Origin of the sequence: Kitasatospora griseola (genome assembly GCF_044999035.1) — a bacterium.
GTDB classification, from domain to species: domain Bacteria; phylum Actinomycetota; class Actinomycetes; order Streptomycetales; family Streptomycetaceae; genus Kitasatospora; species Kitasatospora griseola.
The window spans coordinates 5,859,033-5,872,956 of the sequence record NZ_CP173360.1 but is presented as its reverse complement, the minus strand read 5'-3'; the positions used below and the strand labels follow the sequence as shown (position 1 = coordinate 5,872,956).

The following is a 13,924-nucleotide window of genomic DNA, read 5'->3' as shown; positions in this document are numbered from 1 at the left end:
GCCCATGATTTAGCCGGAACGGCGGCCGGCCGAGGGGTTCCCTCGGTATTGCCATTGCCGTTCGTCGGCCATGCCGCCATGCCGTCCGCAGCTCCGGGCCGTCGTGTGTTCCGCCGTTGACCACGGGGAGAGACGACGACCATGGCACACACGACCGGGCGGGGGCGCACCGCGCTCGTCGCCGTCATCGGCGGGGCGCTGCTGCTGGGCGGCTGCGGCACCGGCGGCTCCGCCGAGAAGAAGGTGGACCTGCACGCGCTGCTGCCGGAGGCGGTGCGCAAGGCGGGGGTGCTGAAGGTCGGCACCTCGTTCACCGCGGCGCCGGTGGTGTACCGCAACGACCGCAACGAGCCGGACGGCCTCGACCCGCACCTGGTGGACAAGCTGGGCGCGGCGCTCGGCATCCGGATGGAGCTCCAGGACGCCGGGCCGTTCGCGAACGTGCTGCCGGGCCTGATGAGCCGCCAGTACGACATCGCGATGTCCGGCATCACCGACACCCGCGAGCGCGAGGAGGGCCTGGACAAGGACGGCAAGCAGACCGGTCCGGGCGTGGACTTCGTCGACTACTTCATGGCGGGCATCGGCATCGCCGTCGACAAGGGCAACCCGCAGAACATCGCCGACATCGACCAGCTGTGCGGGCACACCGTGGTGGTCAAGAAGGGCACCACCCACGACGACCTGGTGCAGCGCCAGGTGAAGGTCTGCGAGCACGAGTCGAAGCCGCTGAAGGTGGTGCAGACCGACACCGACACCGCGGCGCTGGAGAAGCTGAAGGGCCAGGCGGACGCGTTCGTCACCGACTACCCGAAGGCCAAGTACGCGGCGCAGACCGTGGACAACGGCAACGCCTTCCAGATGGGCGGCCCGCAGATCCAGCCCCGGCCGTTCGGCATCGCGGTGCGCAAGGAGGACGCGGCGCTGCGCGACGTGCTGATGCGGGCGATGAACCGGCTGATCACCGACGGCACCTACGACCAGGTGCTGGCCGACCACGACCTGGCGGTCGGGGCGATCCAGAACTCGGTGATCAACGGCTCGACCTGATCGGGGCCCTCGCCCGGGTCAGTGCGCGCGCAGGGCCAGCACGGCGACGTCGTCGGTGAGGGCGCCGGCGTGGCGGCGGACGTCCTGGGCGAGGAAGGCGACCAGGGTGTCCGGGTCGGTGATGGGCAGCGTGCCGAGCCGGGCGGCCAGCGGGTAGAACTCGCCGTCGCCGTCCCGGGCCTCGGTGACGCCGTCGGTGTGCAGCAGCAGGCTGTGCCCGGCCGGCAGCGACACGGCGGTGGGCCCCGCGGCCGGACCGGCGGCGAGGTGGCCGAGGCCGAGCGGGAGGTCCTCGGCGCAGCGGACGGCGGCGACCGTGCCGGGGCCGACCACCAGCGGGTCCAGGTGGCCGCGGTTGACCAGCTCGAACCGGCCGGTGAAACGGTCGTGCTGGAGCAGCACGGCGGTGACGAACAGCTCGCCGTCGCCGCGGTCCTCGGCCGCCCGCCGCACCTGGCGGTCGAGCTGGGCGGCGAGTTCGCCGAGGTCGGCGGTCTCGTGGGCGGCGATCCGGAACGCGCCGACCACGTCGGCGACGGTGCGCACCGCCTCCAGGCCCTTGCCGCGCACGTCGCCCAGCAGGATCCGGGTGCCGTACCGGGTCTCGCACACGTCGTACAGGTCGCCGCCGATGCCGACGTCGGCCTCCGCGGGCCGGTACAGCCCGGCGGCGCACAGCCCCCCGACCCGGGCGGGGACGGGGTGCAGCACGGTGTGCTGGAGGGTGTCGGCGACGGCCCGCATCCGGACCAGGTCGCGGGCCTGGCAGCGGCGCTGCCGGGCCAGCCCGGCGCCCATCACACCGGCCAGCACGGTACCCAGGTACGTCCACAGGTGGTGCTGCTCGTAAAGGTGCCCGGCCCGCAGGGCGAGCAGCGCCTGGAGGCCGACGGTGAGGGCGGTGGCGCCGGCCACCACGGCGGGGCCGGCGCTGAACGCGACGACCACCGGCAGTACGGTCAGCAGGAAGCCCGCGGCGACGGACCGGGGGACGGACTCCTCCAGCACCAGGTCGGCGACCAGCAGCAGGATCGGCAGGACGCGCACCCAGGTCGGGGTGCGCAGCGCCTCCGCCATGGCGGCCTCCCACCGGGCGGTGGCCTGACGGCCGTGCTGGCCGGGGGCCGCCTCGCCGGGGGCGACGCGAACGGGAGCGGCGGTGGGCGCGGGCATGCTGACCTCCTCGGCGGGCGTCCGGATCCGGGTGCGACGTCGCTTTCAATCGTCCCGTGCCGTCGGTCGGGGCCACCCCTTACCAAAGTCCCGACGAGTTGGGCCCTTGGACCCGATTCGATCATATTTCAACCAGTTCGGTGACCTGTGTCACCCCGGGTTCACGACGCCTCGACGGCTCGGGGGCTCGGCGGCTCGGGGGCTCGACGGCTCGACGGCTCGGCGGCTCGGCCGGTGAGGGTGACGGGCAGGGTGCGGTAGCCGCGCAGCACCAGCCGCTCCCGCCGGTCGGCCGGACCGGCGGCGGCCAGGTCCGGGAAGCGGCGCAGCAGCGCGGGCAGCGCGGCGGTGGCCTCCAGCCGGGCGAGCTGCGCGCCGAGGCAGTAGTGCGGGCCGCCGCCGAAGCTGAGCGGCCGGCCGGCGGCGCGGTCCGGGTCGAACCGCCCGGGGTCGGTGTAGCGCCGCGGGTCGCGGTTGGCGGCGCCGATCAGCAGCAGCACGCCGGTGTGCAGGGGGACGGGCGTGCCGCCGACCGTGAGGCCGTCGGTGAGCGCGATCCGGGAGGTGAGCTGGACGGGCGAGTCGAACCGCAGCACCTCGTCCACCAGGGCGGCCGGGTCGAGGGCGCCCTCGCGCAGCCGCGCGGCGGTGTCGGGGTGCCCGAGCAGCAGGGCGAGGGCGTTGCCGAGCAGGTTGCCGGTGGTCTCGAAGCCGGCCACCAGAAGCAGTGCCAGGTTGGCCAGCAGCTCGGTGTCGGACAGCCGCTGCGGGTCGGCGTCGGCGGTCGCGACCAGCGCGCTGACCAGGTCGTCCTTCGGGTCGGCGCGCCGGAGGGCGGCCAGTTCGGCGAAGTACTGCGAGAGTTCCCCGGCGGCGCGGTCGGCGGCGACCAGTTCGTCGTCCTCGACCAGCGCCTCCAGCGTCACGGTGAGGTCGGCGGCCAGCGGACGGAACAGGTGCCGGTCCTGCTCGGGCACGCCGAGCAGCTCGCAGATCACGCCGATCGGCAGCCGGAACGCGAAGGCGTCCAGGAAGTCCACCGGGCCGTCGCCGTGCTCGGCGAGTTCGTCGAGCAGCGCGTCGACGGCGGCGGTGACGGCGGGCTCCAGGGCCGCGACCCGGCGCGGGGTGAACACCGAGGAGATCAGCGAGCGCATCCGGCCGTGGTCGGGCGCGTTGCGCTGCAGGATCGAATCGCCCAGCAGGGTCTGGCCCGGGTGTTCGAGGTGGTCCGGCTCGAACCGGGTGGCCAGCTCCGGGTCGATGACCCCGAAGGCGGGGGTCCGCAGGACCTCGTCGGCCTCCTCGTGGCCGGTGACCATCACCATGTACTCGTCGGTCTGCACGACGGGCCCGAGTGCGCGCAGTTCCTCGTACAGCGGGTACGGCTCGCGGCGGCCCTCCAGGCCCAGCAGCCCGTTGACGATCGTGGCGATGTCCATGCAACTCCCCCAAGCAGCAGTCGTGTTCCTTCGTTCGGAGCGGGAACGGCCGGACGGCGCACCGGGGTTCCCGCCGGGCCGGGCCGGGCGGGCGGCGAGCGGTCGGCTGACGGGTGGGCGGCGGCGGTCGGCGGGCCGGACCGGGCGGCCCGGGGTCGGTGGGTAGGCTGGCCGGTCATGGAGATCTGGATCAACCCCCGGTGCAGCAAGTGCCGCACCGCCCTGGGCGAGCTCGACGCGGCGGGCGCCGAGTACACGGTGCGCCGCTACCTGGAGGAGCCGCCGACGGCCGCCGAACTGACCGAGGTGCTGAGCCGCCTCGGCCTGGAGCCGTGGGACGTGGCCCGCGTCGACGAACCGGTCGGCAAGGAGCTGGGCCTGCGGTCCTGGGGCCGCGAGGACGCCGACCGGGCCCGCTGGGTCGAGGCGATGGCCGCGAACCCGGCGCTGATCCAACGCCCGATCATCACCGCCGACGACGGCTACACGGTGATCGGCCGCACCGAGGAAGCCCTCAAGGACGTGCTCTCGCACTGACCTCGCAGCGCTGACAGCCCGCTGACAGCGTGCTGTGAGCGGGCCCCGGCAGGCTGGCCCGGCCACCTCCGATCCGACAGGAGCCCGCCGTGCCCGACCTGCCGATCCGCCGGCTGACCGTCACCGCCGTCCACCGCCCCACCCCGCGCACCGCCCGGGTGAGCTTCGCCCTGCCGCCCGGCGAGTTCGCCCTGGCCGGGCCCGACCAACAGGTCAAGCTGTACTTCCCGCGCCCCGGGCAGGACCGCCCCGACCTGCCCGCGGCGCCCCCCGGGCAGGACCTGATGGACTGGTACCGGGCCTGCCACGCCGTCCCCGAGCACCGCCGTCCGTGGATGCGGTCCTTCACCGTCCGTGCCCACGACGCCGAACGGCACACCGTGGACGTCGACTTCGTGCTGCACGGCGACGGCCCGGCGGCCGACTGGGCGGCCCGCGCCCGGCCCGGGCAGGAGCTGGCCATGTTCGGCCCCTCCCCCGAGTTCGCCCGCCCGTTCCCGCTGGACGGCGGCCGGCCGCTGCTGTTCGCCTGCGACGAGTCGGCGCTGCCCGCGCTCGCCACCCTGGTGGAGGCCCTGCCGGCCGGCGCCCGGGCCCACGCCTGGATCGAGACCGCCGGCCCCGAGGAGCAGCAACCCCTGCTCGGATTCGGCGAGTTGACCGCCCACTGGATCCACCGCGAGGGCGCCGCCCCCGGCGAGCGACTGCTCGCCGCCGTCCGCTCCGCCGACCTGCCCGCCGGCCTCGACCACGCCTGGCTGGCCGGCGAGGCCGGCGCCGTCCGCGAGCTCCGCCGCCACCTGCTGACCGAGCGTCACCTCGACCGCGCGAACGTCCACTTCACCGGCTACTGGCGCCACCGCCTCACCCAGGACGACGCACCCACCGCCGAGGACCTCGCCGACGCCCGGGAACTGCTGGCGCAGTACGGCGGCTGACCGACTGCTACCGTCCGCCCGGTGACCACCAGCCTGCTCCAACCGCCCCTGCTCACCCGCCTGCTGGCCGCCGAACGGATCCTGATCGCCGGCGCGGGCGGCGGCCACGACATCTACGCCGGGCTGCCGCTCGCCCTCGCCCTGCGCGCCGCCGGGCGCGAAGTGCACCTGGCGAACCTGGCGTTCACCCACCACTACGGGCTGGACGCGACCGCCTGGGAGGGCCCTCAGCTGGCCCGGATCACGCCCGACACCCGCTCCGCCGAGCCGAAGTTCCCCGAGCGTTCGCTGGCCCGGTGGCTGCGCGAGCACCAACAGCCGGACACCGTCTGGGCGTTCGCCTCCACCGGGGTGAGACCGCTGCGGGCCGCGTACCGGGCGCTGGTGCGCCGGCTCGGCGTCGACGCGATCCTGCTGGTCGACGGCGGCACCGACATCCTGCTGCGCGGCGACGAAGCCGGACTCGGCACCCCCGAGGAGGACATGGCCTCGCTCGCCGCCGTCGCCGGGCTGCGGTCGGTGCCCACCCGGCTGGTCGCCTGCCTGGGCTTCGGCATCGACGCCCACCACGGCGTCAACCACGCCCTGGTACTGGAGAACCTCGCCGCCCTGCACCGCGACGGCGGCTACCTCGGCGCGTTCTCACTCCCCGCCGACGCGCCGGAGACGGCGCTCTACCTGGACGCCGTCGAGCACGCCCGGGCCGCCGCGCCGGAGCGGCCGAGCATCGTGCAGGGGTCCGTCGCGGCGGCGCTGCGCGGCGGGTTCGGCGACGTCGGGCCCGCCGAGCGGGTGGCCGGCAGCGAACCGTTCGTCAACCCGCTGATGACGCTGTACTTCGGCGTCACCGTCGAAGCCCTCGCCGCCCGCAACCTCTACCTCGACCGACTGGAGGGCACCGTGCAGACCCGGCAGATCGCCTCCGCCATCGCCGACTTCCGCGAGGAACTGCCCCGGCTGCGCCCCGCCCGGGCCTACCCGCACTGACCGGGTGTCAGCCCTTGCGGGCCGCGGCGGCGATCTTCGCGGTGGTGTGGAAGAACCGCGAAGTCGCCTGCCCCTGGTACGACTTGGGGAAGCAGGTGGCCGGATTGCCGTTCATCCGCCCGCCGCGCAGGTGCATCACCACGAACGCCGCGCCCTCGTTCGCGCCGATCATCTCCCAGTCGCCCTTCGGCGAGGCCGCCGGCAGCTCCACCTCCGGCGGCATCGGCTCGGAGAGGAACAGCACGCACAGCCGGACGTCCTCGGTGACCTCCACGCCCGCGAACGGGTCCGACTCCACGACGGCCTCCACCTCCTCGACCGTCCGCAGCATCACCGGCACCGGGTACCCCAGGCCTTCGGCGAGCCCCGCCTCGATCCGGGCCGTCAGCGCCGCGCGGTCGGTCTCCGCGGTGCGGAAGAACACGTTGCCGCTCTGGATGTACGTCCGCACGCCGTCGAGACCGAGGCCCTCGAACAGCTCCCGCAACCGGTCCATCTTCACGGTGCGGCCACCGACGTTGATCGCCCGCAGGAAGGCAATGTAGGTCTCCATGGGCGGAGTCTAGGACGGGCCGCCGACAATCAGCGGTTTCGACGGGAAGGCGGCCTACACTCGCGCGCATGACGACCTGGCAGGACTTCGAGCAGCAGGCTCCCGACCTCGCCCCGCGCATCCGCGCCCGCTTCGAGGCGCACCGGCACCACGTGCTCGCCACCTTGGCCAGGGACGGCTCGCCCCGGGTGAGCGGCATCGAGGTGGACTTCATCGGCGCCGACCTGTTCCTCGGTTCGATGGCGGGCGCGGTCAAGGCCCTCGACCTGCGTCACGACCCGCGCTGCGCCCTGCACTCGAACCCGGGGCCGGACACCAGCATGACCGGCGGGGACGCGAAACTCGCCCTGTCCGCCGTCGAGTTGACCGATCCGGTGGACATCGCCGGGTACCTGGCGGGCCTGCCCGAGCCGCCGCCCGGCCCGTTCCACGCGTTCCGGCTGGAACTGCGGCGGGCCACCCTGACCGAGGTGGCGGACGACCGGCTGGTGATCAGCACCTGGCAGCCGGGCGAGCAGGTCAAGGTGATCGAACGCCGGTAGCGGCCTCCCCCGGTCGCCCCGGGGAGGCCGCTACCGACGGGCCGTCAGCCGTTCGGCAGGATCACCGCCCGGCCGTCGATCCTCCCGGCGTGCAGGCGCTCGTACGCGAGCGGCGCCTCGTCGATGCCGTACGTCTCGACGTGGACGTCGATCGCCCCGGCGCGGGCCAGGTCCAGGACCTCGATCAGCTCGGAGCGGCTGCCCCAGTACGGGGAGCTGACGCGGACGTCGTAGGGCAGCACGCCGAAGCCGACGGCCAGCGTGCCGCCGCCCAGGCCGACGACGGAGACGTCGCCCTCGACGGCGACCAGCTGCCCGGCCAGCGCGGTGGTCGGCGGGGCGCCGACGAAGTCGAACACGGCCTGCGCGCCGAGCCCGCCGGTCAGTTCGCGGACCTTCCCGGCGGCCGAGCCGTCCGACCGCACGGCCTCGTGCGCACCGACGGCGCGGGCCAGTTCGAGCTTCTCCTCGTTGATGTCCAGGGCGATCACCCGGGCCGCGGTCATCGCCCGCAGCAGTTGGACGGCGACGTGCCCGAGGCCGCCGGCGCCGATCACCACGGCCGTGGAGCCGGGGACGAGCTTCGGCAGCGCGCTCTTGATCGCGTGATAGGGCGTCAGCCCGGCGTCGGTGAGCGGCACGGCGCGCACCGGGTCGAGGTCGCCGAGCGGGACCAGGTGCCGCGGGTCGTCGACCAGCAGGTACTCGGCCATCGCGCCGGGCGCGCCGAGCCCGGGCGGCGCGATGCCCAGCTCGCGCGCCCGCAGGCAGTGGTTCTCCTTGCCCTCCGCGCACTTGGCGCAGCTGCCGCAGCCCCACGGGCCGTACACGGCGACCGACTCGCCCTCGGTGAAGCCGGTGACGCCGGCGCCCAGCGCGGCGATCGTGCCGACGCCCTCGTGGCCGAGGGTGAGCGGCAGCGGGAACGGCAGCCGGTCGGCGGGCCAGCTCATCACGGCGATGTCGGAGTGGCAGGCCCCGGCGGCGGTGACCTTCAGCAGGACCTGCCCGGGGCCGGGCTCGGGGTCGGGGACGGTGACCACCTCGGGGTGGCCGCCGACGGTGCGGTACTGGACTGCCTTCATGTGCTCGGACCCTCTCCGGTGCGCGCCCCCCTCGACGGACGGTCAGCGGGCGGAGTAGCCGCCGTCGACCAGGTGGTAGCTGCCGGTGACGAAGGACGCCCGGTCGGAGAGCAGGAACGCGGTGAGCTCGGCGACCTCCTCGGCCCGGCCGAGCCGTCCGGCGGGGTGCAGCGAGATCAGCAGCTCGCGCCCGGCCGGGTCGGTGTCCTTCAGCAGCGGGGTGTCGATGAAGCCGGGGCCGACCGCGTTGACCCGGACGCCCTGCGGGGCGTACTCGATCGCGGTCGTCTTGGTCAGGCCGACCACGCCGTGCTTGGCGGCGACGTACGCGGGCGAGCCGGCGAAGCCGTTGGTGCCGAGGATGGAGGCCATGTTGACGATCGCCCCGCCGCCCGCAGCGAGGATCTCCGGGAGTTCGTAGCGCATCGAGTAGAAGACGCCGTCGAGGTTGGTGGCGAGCACCCGCCGCCAGGCCTCCGGCTCGTACTCGCCGGTGGGGGCGATCGCGCCGCCGATGCCGGCGTTGTTGACGGCCAGCGAGAGCGGGCCGAGGCCCTGCACGGTGGCTCGGACGGCGGCCTCGACGGAGGCCGGGTCGGTGACGTCGACCTGCACGGCGAGCGCCTTGGCGCCGGTCGCTCCGAGGGCCGCGGCAGCCTCCCGGGCGCCGTCCAGGTTGTAGTCGGCGACGGCGACGTTCGCGCCGCGCTCGGCGAGCAGGGTGGCGACGGCCAGGCCGATGCCGGAGGCGGCGCCGGTGACGAGAGCGGTGCGGCCGGTGAACTCCTGTGCGGTCATGGGTGGTCGGTCCTTTCGTGCGCCGCGCCCGGAGACGGGCGCGGGTGGTGCGGAGGTTTCTGACGGTCGGTCAGCGCGGGGGTTCGGCCGCGACCAGGTCGAAGGCGCGGTCGATCAGGGCGGGCAGGTCGCCCGCCGGGTCGCGCACCCAGGTACGGGTGGCGGCGTGCAGGGCGGTGACGCCGAGGCCGACGGCGACGGCGGGCCGCAGGTCGGTCTCCGGGTGCAGGCCGAGCCGGGCGGCGACCAGCCGGATCGACTGCTCCTCCTCGGCGACGGCGATCCGCCGGTAGGCGGCGGTCAGCGCGGGCTCCTCGTCGATCAGCGCGAACAGCGCGCGCATGCCGGGACGGCGGTGCCAGGCGGGGTGGTCGCCGTCGTGCAGCCAGGCGGCGACGGCGGCCCGGTACGCGGCGACGGGGGCCTCGGCGGCGGGCCGGGCGGCGAGGCGCTCGTTGATCCGGGCGAAGTCGGCGCGCAGCGAGTCCAGGACGGCGTCCTCGCGGGACGCGAAGTAGCGGCTGAAGGTGCGCCGGGAGACGTCGGCGGCGTCGGTGACCTGCTCGACGGCGAAGGCGGCCGGGCCGCGCTCCAGGGCCAGGCGCAGCGCGGCGTCGGCCATCGCCTCGCGGGTGCGGCGGGCCTTGCGGTCGCGCCGCCCGGGCGGGACCGCCGCCTGCTGCTGGTCGGTGCTCATACGAACACCGTACTACCGGAAATGTCCCGGCGGGACATCAGTCCCGCCGGGACACTCGGGCCCGGATCGTGCTGCTCACGTCCCGGACAGGTGCGGGACGGGACTCACTGGCCCGCCGGGCCCCACAGACGGTCGGTGCAGCGGGCGTAGGTGTCGCGCCAGTGCGGCCAGTGACGGACGGTCTCGTCGTCGCAGTCGGCCAGCAGCCGGTCGATCTGCACCGGGTCGACGCCCTCCAGCAGCCAGACCAGGGCGTCGGACGCGGACGGGCCGTCGGCCAGGCGCAGCAGGTCGAGCAGTTCGGGCAGGGTGCCGATCCGGGAGCCGGGCTGGAAGACGCCGGCCATCCGGGGCAGCAGCTGGCGCTCCTCGATCCGCAGGTGGGTCTCCACCCGGGCGGCGAGCTCCTCCACCGCGTAGGAGACCGGCCAGGAGCTGGCGGGGTCGCGGGTGGCGATGCCGACCAGCGTGGTGGTGCGGGTGAAGCACTGGTCGAGGTTGTGGTGGTCGGACTCCAGCCAGTTGAGCAGCAGCCGCAGCTCGGGCGCGAAGCGGCGCAGCAGCGGCCAGAGCCGGGTGTCCTGCTGCTCGTGGTGGCAGGTGACCATGGCGGTCACGAAGTCCCAGTGCCGCTTGAGCGCGAGCGCGCTCTCGTGGTCGTCGGGCTGGAGCAGTCGCAGTGCCTGCGGGATCCGGGCGAGGTCGCGCCGGACGGCGGCGTGCACCAGGCTCAGCCCGGCGAACGGGAGGGGTTCGACAGCCGGCGCGGAAGGGAGCTCCTCGCGCGGGGCGGGAATGGTCGTCGGGCCGACGGACAGCAGGTGGCGGGACATGGCGCTCTCTTCACGACTGGCTGGGGCTGGGCCGGAGCGGGGGCCGCGGTTGCGGCGCCCCGGTCCAGTTCTCCGGTCCACGGGTTCCAGGGTGGGAGCAGTGCATCAGGGTCGAATGAACGACCGATTGATGTGCAGGTCAGCGCGCTTTCGGGGCCGCCCCGGGCGGTTTCGCGACCGTTCCCGACCGGCCGTCCGACGAGCCGGCCGCCGTCCGGTCAGTCCGACTCGGGCCCGGCGGTGTTGGCGGTCAGCCACTCCAGGGTGTGCGGGATCATCTTCTTGAAGTCGGAGGTGAGGTGCTTGCCGCCGGGCTGCTCGTAGTACTCGACGGTGGTGGGGGCCTTGGCCTTCTCCACCCAGGCCTTCACCAGCCTGGTCTCGTACGGGTTGGCGCCGCCCGCGGTGGCCAGCATCCGCACGTCGGCGGTGCCCGCGCCGATCAGCTGGTCGGGGCTGTTGGCCTGGCGCTCCTGCTCGTGGCCCTTCCACAGCGGCGAGTCCGGGTTCCAGTAGCCGTCGATCGGCACCGCGGCCTTGAACACGTCGGGGTGCTGCAGGGCGAGCTTGGCGCTGCAGAACGCGCCGGTGGAGGCGCCCATCACGGCCCAGCCGTCGCGGCCCTTGACGGTGCGGAAGTTGGCCCGGACGAAGTCGGGGATGTCCTCGGCCATCCAGGTGCCGATCTTCGGCTGGCCGGGGATGTCGGCGCACTCCAGGGCCCGGGACTCGGCGGAGTCCAGGTTCTGCACCGGCATGATCATGATGAACGGGTGGGCCTTGCCCTGGGAGACCATCTGCTGGTCGATCTCCTGGATCGGCAGCTGGTTGTCGGTCCAGGTGTTGTAGCCGGCGCTCTGGCCGCCCGCGTACAGGGTGAGCACCGGGAAGCCGGTCTTGGCGTACTTCGGGTCGTTGTACTGCGGGGGCAGCCAGACCCACACCTTGCCGCTGACGCCGGACTTGGCGCCGTTCAGGGTGGTCATCATGATCGGTCCGGCGGCGGTGTCGCGGACCTTGGACAGCTGCGCGGCCGGGCCGGTCGGCATCAGGACCTTGGACGGCTTGGGCGGCGCGCTGCTGCTCTTGGCGGCGGACGGCGACGAGTGGTCGCCGGAGATGGCGGCCTTGGCCTCGCCGGAGGTTCCGGTGTTGCTGCCGCAGGCGGCCAGCGGGGTGGCGAGGGCGAGCAGGGCGGCGGCGGTCAGCAGACGGCGGGCGGCGGAACGGGGCTGCGGCAGCACGGATCGGTCTCTCCGGGCGGGGGCCGACCCGGCAGTCGGGAGGGGCCCTGGTCATTGGGCTTCGCCGGGTCCGCCGTGCGCTGATGGCCGGCGCTCCCCGGGAACGGCCGCGGTCGCACGAGGGTGCGTCGGCCGGGCCGTCCGAGATCCTATGACGTACCACCCCGGACCCCGGTTGCGGCGGGGTGAACAACCCCCCGCACGGCGGGGGCAGCCCCCGCCGTCCGGCGGGGGCTGCGGGGCCGCGGCGCGCGGCCGCGGGCGCCGGGATCAGGGGCGCCAGGTGTCGTTCAGCGTGATCCGCCCGCTCGCCGGGACGCTCGCGGTGCGGTTGGCGCCGCTCTCCCAGGTGACGTTGCCGGCGGCGTCCTTGCGAAGGTACTTGTACTGGACCGCGGCACCGGCCGGCAGCGCCACGTCCAGCTTCCACACCGGGTACGAGGCGGAGCCCAGCAGCAGCGCCTTGGAGGTGTCCCAGCCGCCGAGCGCGGCCGCGTCGCCGACCACGTAGAGGTTCTGGCCGAGCGCGGTGGTGCCGTTGACCGCGAACGAGGCGCCGGGCGCGGTGCTCGCGGCGGTGGCGCCGACGTACAGCGCGACGGCGTCGCCCGCACCGACCGAGGCGGTGAACCTCCCGTCCGAACCGACGGTGTAGGTCGGGCCGGAGCAGCCGCCGCTCACCGGGTCGCCGTGCTGGACGTCGCAGTAGACGCCGGCGGGCAGCGAGGTCTGGAAGGTCTGGGTGATCGCCGAGGTCTCCCGGTTGATCGCCACGTAGCCCTTGCTGCCGCGGCCGAAGCCGATCGCGTTGTTGCCGTTGGACCACCAGTTGGTCATCGCGGCGCCGGCGACGGCGTTGCGGAAGCCGACCATGTTGGCGACCTGCCGCCAGGCGTGGACGCAGTTCCAGCCGTTCTGGTAACAGGCGGTGACGGCGCCGCCGTTCGGCGGGCCGTCGTCGTTGGCGTTGAACGCGTACCCGGAGTAGACGTTCGGCGAGCCGTACGGGTGGGCCAGCATGAAGACGTTGGCCAGCGTGTAGGTGGAGCCGTCCTTGTAGGTGAGGGTGGAGCCGTTGCGCTCGGTGTCCCAGTTGTCGACGAAGGTGCGGGCCTGGGTGGAGGCGAGCAGGCCGCTGCCCCAGCTCTGCAGGTCCGAGATCTTTCCGCCCTTGAAGGCGCTCTTCAGCCACGTCCCGGAGCGGAACTCGTCCACGTCGCCGTTGCCGGTGTACTCGGAGGGCTGGACGGCCTCGCCCGCGCCGTAGATGACCTCCTGCACCCAGTAGGCGTTCGGGTTGGTCATCTTGGCCTTGACGGCTGCCAGGTCGGTGGCGGCCATGTGCTTGGCGGCGTCGATCCGGAAGCCGTCCACGCCGAGCGACAGCAGGTCGCTCAGGTAGTTGGCGATGGTCTGCTGGACGTAGGCGGAGCCGGTGTCGAGGTCGGACAGGCCGGCCAGCTCGCAGTTCTGGACGTTGCTGCGGTCGCCGTAGTTGCTGATGTTCGTCCGGCAGCCGTGGAAGTCCTGGTCCTGGTAGTAGCCGGGGTAGTTGTACTTCGTGTAGGCGGTGCCGCCGGTGCCGGTGCCGCTGCCCGCGCTCATGTGGTTGATCACCGAGTCGGCGAGCACCTTGACGCCCGCGTTGTGGCAGGTGGTGACCATGTTCTTGAACGCGGTGCGGTCGCCGAGCCGACCGGCGATCTTGTAGCTGACGGGCTGGTAGGAGGTCCACCACTGGGCGCCCTGGATGTGCTCCTGGGGCGGGGAGACCTCGACGAAGCCGTAGCCCTTGGGGCCGAGGGTGTCGGTGCAGGCCTTGGCCACCGAGTCGAACTTCCACTCGAACAGGGTGGCGGTGACGCCCTTGCTGCCGGGCGTGGCGGCCGCGGCGGCGGGCGCCAGCGAGAGCCCGGCGCCGGCCGGGAGACCGAGCGCCGCGAGGGCGGTGCAGGCTGCGAGGACGCGCTTCCTACGGGCGGGGGCGGGGGTGGGCAAGGGAGCACTCCTGGGGGGGGAGGCCCGGTCCGCGGACGCACGTCGCG

14 protein-coding genes are annotated in these 13,924 nt (G+C 73.9%); 5 read left to right on the top strand and 9 right to left on the bottom strand.

Translation table 11 applies throughout. The annotated features are described in order from the left end of the window. Positions 1-141: 141 nt before the first annotated feature. Positions 142-1,050, top strand: coding sequence for an ABC transporter substrate-binding protein (locus ACI1MP_RS26660; protein ID WP_100585898.1), 909 nt, complete (start codon positions 142-144; stop codon positions 1,048-1,050). An 18-nt stretch (positions 1,051-1,068) separates the two neighbouring features. Here the strand turns inward: ACI1MP_RS26660 and ACI1MP_RS26655 are convergent, their stop codons facing one another. Together ACI1MP_RS26655 and ACI1MP_RS26650 are read right to left on the bottom strand one after the other, a co-directional pair. Then, positions 1,069-2,223 carry a PP2C family protein-serine/threonine phosphatase gene (locus tag ACI1MP_RS26655; RefSeq protein WP_404869641.1) on the bottom strand — a complete coding sequence of 385 codons (1,155 nt, stop codon included), beginning with the start codon at positions 2,221-2,223 and terminating at the stop codon, positions 1,069-1,071. 161 nt (positions 2,224-2,384) lie between these two features. Then, positions 2,385-3,665, bottom strand: a complete 1,281-nt coding sequence (locus ACI1MP_RS26650) for a cytochrome P450 (RefSeq protein WP_404869640.1) — start codon at positions 3,663-3,665, stop codon at positions 2,385-2,387. A gap of 177 nt (positions 3,666-3,842) precedes the next feature. Here ACI1MP_RS26650 and ACI1MP_RS26645 point away from each other — a divergent pair, with 177 nt between their 5' ends. The 3 genes from ACI1MP_RS26645 (at position 3,843) to ACI1MP_RS26635 (ending at position 6,127) form a co-directional block, all read left to right on the top strand. Beyond that, positions 3,843-4,202 carry an arsenate reductase family protein gene (locus tag ACI1MP_RS26645; RefSeq protein WP_404869639.1) on the top strand — a complete coding sequence of 120 codons (360 nt, stop codon included), beginning with the start codon at positions 3,843-3,845 and terminating at the stop codon, positions 4,200-4,202. 89 nt (positions 4,203-4,291) lie between these two features. Further along, positions 4,292-5,140, top strand: a complete 849-nt coding sequence (locus ACI1MP_RS26640) for a siderophore-interacting protein (RefSeq protein WP_404869638.1) — start codon at positions 4,292-4,294, stop codon at positions 5,138-5,140. Positions 5,141-5,161: 21 nt separating this feature from the next. Further along, a complete protein-coding gene (locus tag ACI1MP_RS26635) occupies positions 5,162-6,127 on the top strand; it encodes a DUF1152 domain-containing protein (protein ID WP_404869637.1) in 966 nt (321 codons plus the stop codon). Positions 6,128-6,134: 7 nt separating this feature from the next. Here the strand turns inward: ACI1MP_RS26635 and ACI1MP_RS26630 are convergent, their stop codons facing one another. Then, positions 6,135-6,680: a DUF1697 domain-containing protein gene (locus ACI1MP_RS26630; protein ID WP_100585893.1), complete on the bottom strand. Its 546-nt coding sequence runs from the start codon at positions 6,678-6,680 to the stop codon at positions 6,135-6,137. Between the two features lie 68 nt (positions 6,681-6,748). Here ACI1MP_RS26630 and ACI1MP_RS26625 point away from each other — a divergent pair, with 68 nt between their 5' ends. Beyond that, a complete protein-coding gene (locus tag ACI1MP_RS26625) occupies positions 6,749-7,222 on the top strand; it encodes a pyridoxamine 5'-phosphate oxidase family protein (RefSeq protein ID WP_100585892.1) in 474 nt (157 codons plus the stop codon). 44 nt (positions 7,223-7,266) lie between these two features. On the opposite strand, the gene ACI1MP_RS26620 is transcribed toward ACI1MP_RS26625, so the two are convergent. The 6 genes from ACI1MP_RS26620 to ACI1MP_RS26595 form a co-directional block, all read right to left on the bottom strand. Continuing rightward, on the bottom strand, positions 7,267-8,307 hold the full coding sequence (locus ACI1MP_RS26620; protein WP_404869636.1) for an NAD(P)-dependent alcohol dehydrogenase: 1,041 nt from the start codon (positions 8,305-8,307) through the stop codon (positions 7,267-7,269). A 42-nt stretch (positions 8,308-8,349) separates the two neighbouring features. Continuing rightward, positions 8,350-9,105 (bottom strand): SDR family NAD(P)-dependent oxidoreductase, encoded by a 756-nt coding sequence (locus ACI1MP_RS26615; RefSeq protein WP_043913628.1) that lies wholly within the window; start codon positions 9,103-9,105, stop codon positions 8,350-8,352. 70 nt (positions 9,106-9,175) lie between these two features. Beyond that, positions 9,176-9,802 carry a TetR family transcriptional regulator gene (locus ACI1MP_RS26610; protein ID WP_404869635.1) on the bottom strand — a complete coding sequence of 209 codons (627 nt, stop codon included), beginning with the start codon at positions 9,800-9,802 and terminating at the stop codon, positions 9,176-9,178. Between the two features lie 104 nt (positions 9,803-9,906). Then, entirely contained in the window at positions 9,907-10,635 is a 729-nt protein-coding gene (locus tag ACI1MP_RS26605) for a hemerythrin domain-containing protein (RefSeq protein WP_100585888.1), read from the bottom strand. Between the two features lie 218 nt (positions 10,636-10,853). Beyond that, positions 10,854-11,879: an alpha/beta hydrolase gene (locus ACI1MP_RS26600; RefSeq protein WP_380341206.1), complete on the bottom strand. Its 1,026-nt coding sequence runs from the start codon at positions 11,877-11,879 to the stop codon at positions 10,854-10,856. Positions 11,880-12,149: 270 nt separating this feature from the next. After that, positions 12,150-13,877: a carbohydrate-binding module family 20 domain-containing protein gene (locus ACI1MP_RS26595; protein WP_404869634.1), complete on the bottom strand. Its 1,728-nt coding sequence runs from the start codon at positions 13,875-13,877 to the stop codon at positions 12,150-12,152. Positions 13,878-13,924: the final 47 nt, after the last annotated feature.

Bases quoted from the DNA above. Each gene is read 5' to 3' on its own strand.
- ACI1MP_RS26650 (WP_404869640.1), bottom strand. From the start codon at position 3,665: ATGGACATCGCCACGATCGTCAACGGGCTGCTGGGCCTGGAGGGCCGC.
- ACI1MP_RS26610 (WP_404869635.1), bottom strand. From the start codon at position 9,802: ATGAGCACCGACCAGCAGCAGGCGGCGGTCCCGCCCGGGCGGCGCGAC.
- ACI1MP_RS26630 (WP_100585893.1), bottom strand. From the start codon at position 6,680: ATGGAGACCTACATTGCCTTCCTGCGGGCGATCAACGTCGGTGGCCGC.
- ACI1MP_RS26660 (WP_100585898.1), top strand. From the start codon at position 142: ATGGCACACACGACCGGGCGGGGGCGCACCGCGCTCGTCGCCGTCATC.
- ACI1MP_RS26645 (WP_404869639.1), top strand. From the start codon at position 3,843: ATGGAGATCTGGATCAACCCCCGGTGCAGCAAGTGCCGCACCGCCCTG.
- ACI1MP_RS26625 (WP_100585892.1), top strand. From the start codon at position 6,749: ATGACGACCTGGCAGGACTTCGAGCAGCAGGCTCCCGACCTCGCCCCG.
- ACI1MP_RS26620 (WP_404869636.1), bottom strand. From the start codon at position 8,307: ATGAAGGCAGTCCAGTACCGCACCGTCGGCGGCCACCCCGAGGTGGTC.
- ACI1MP_RS26605 (WP_100585888.1), bottom strand. From the start codon at position 10,635: ATGTCCCGCCACCTGCTGTCCGTCGGCCCGACGACCATTCCCGCCCCG.
- ACI1MP_RS26615 (WP_043913628.1), bottom strand. From the start codon at position 9,105: ATGACCGCACAGGAGTTCACCGGCCGCACCGCTCTCGTCACCGGCGCC.
- ACI1MP_RS26655 (WP_404869641.1), bottom strand. From the start codon at position 2,223: ATGCCCGCGCCCACCGCCGCTCCCGTTCGCGTCGCCCCCGGCGAGGCG.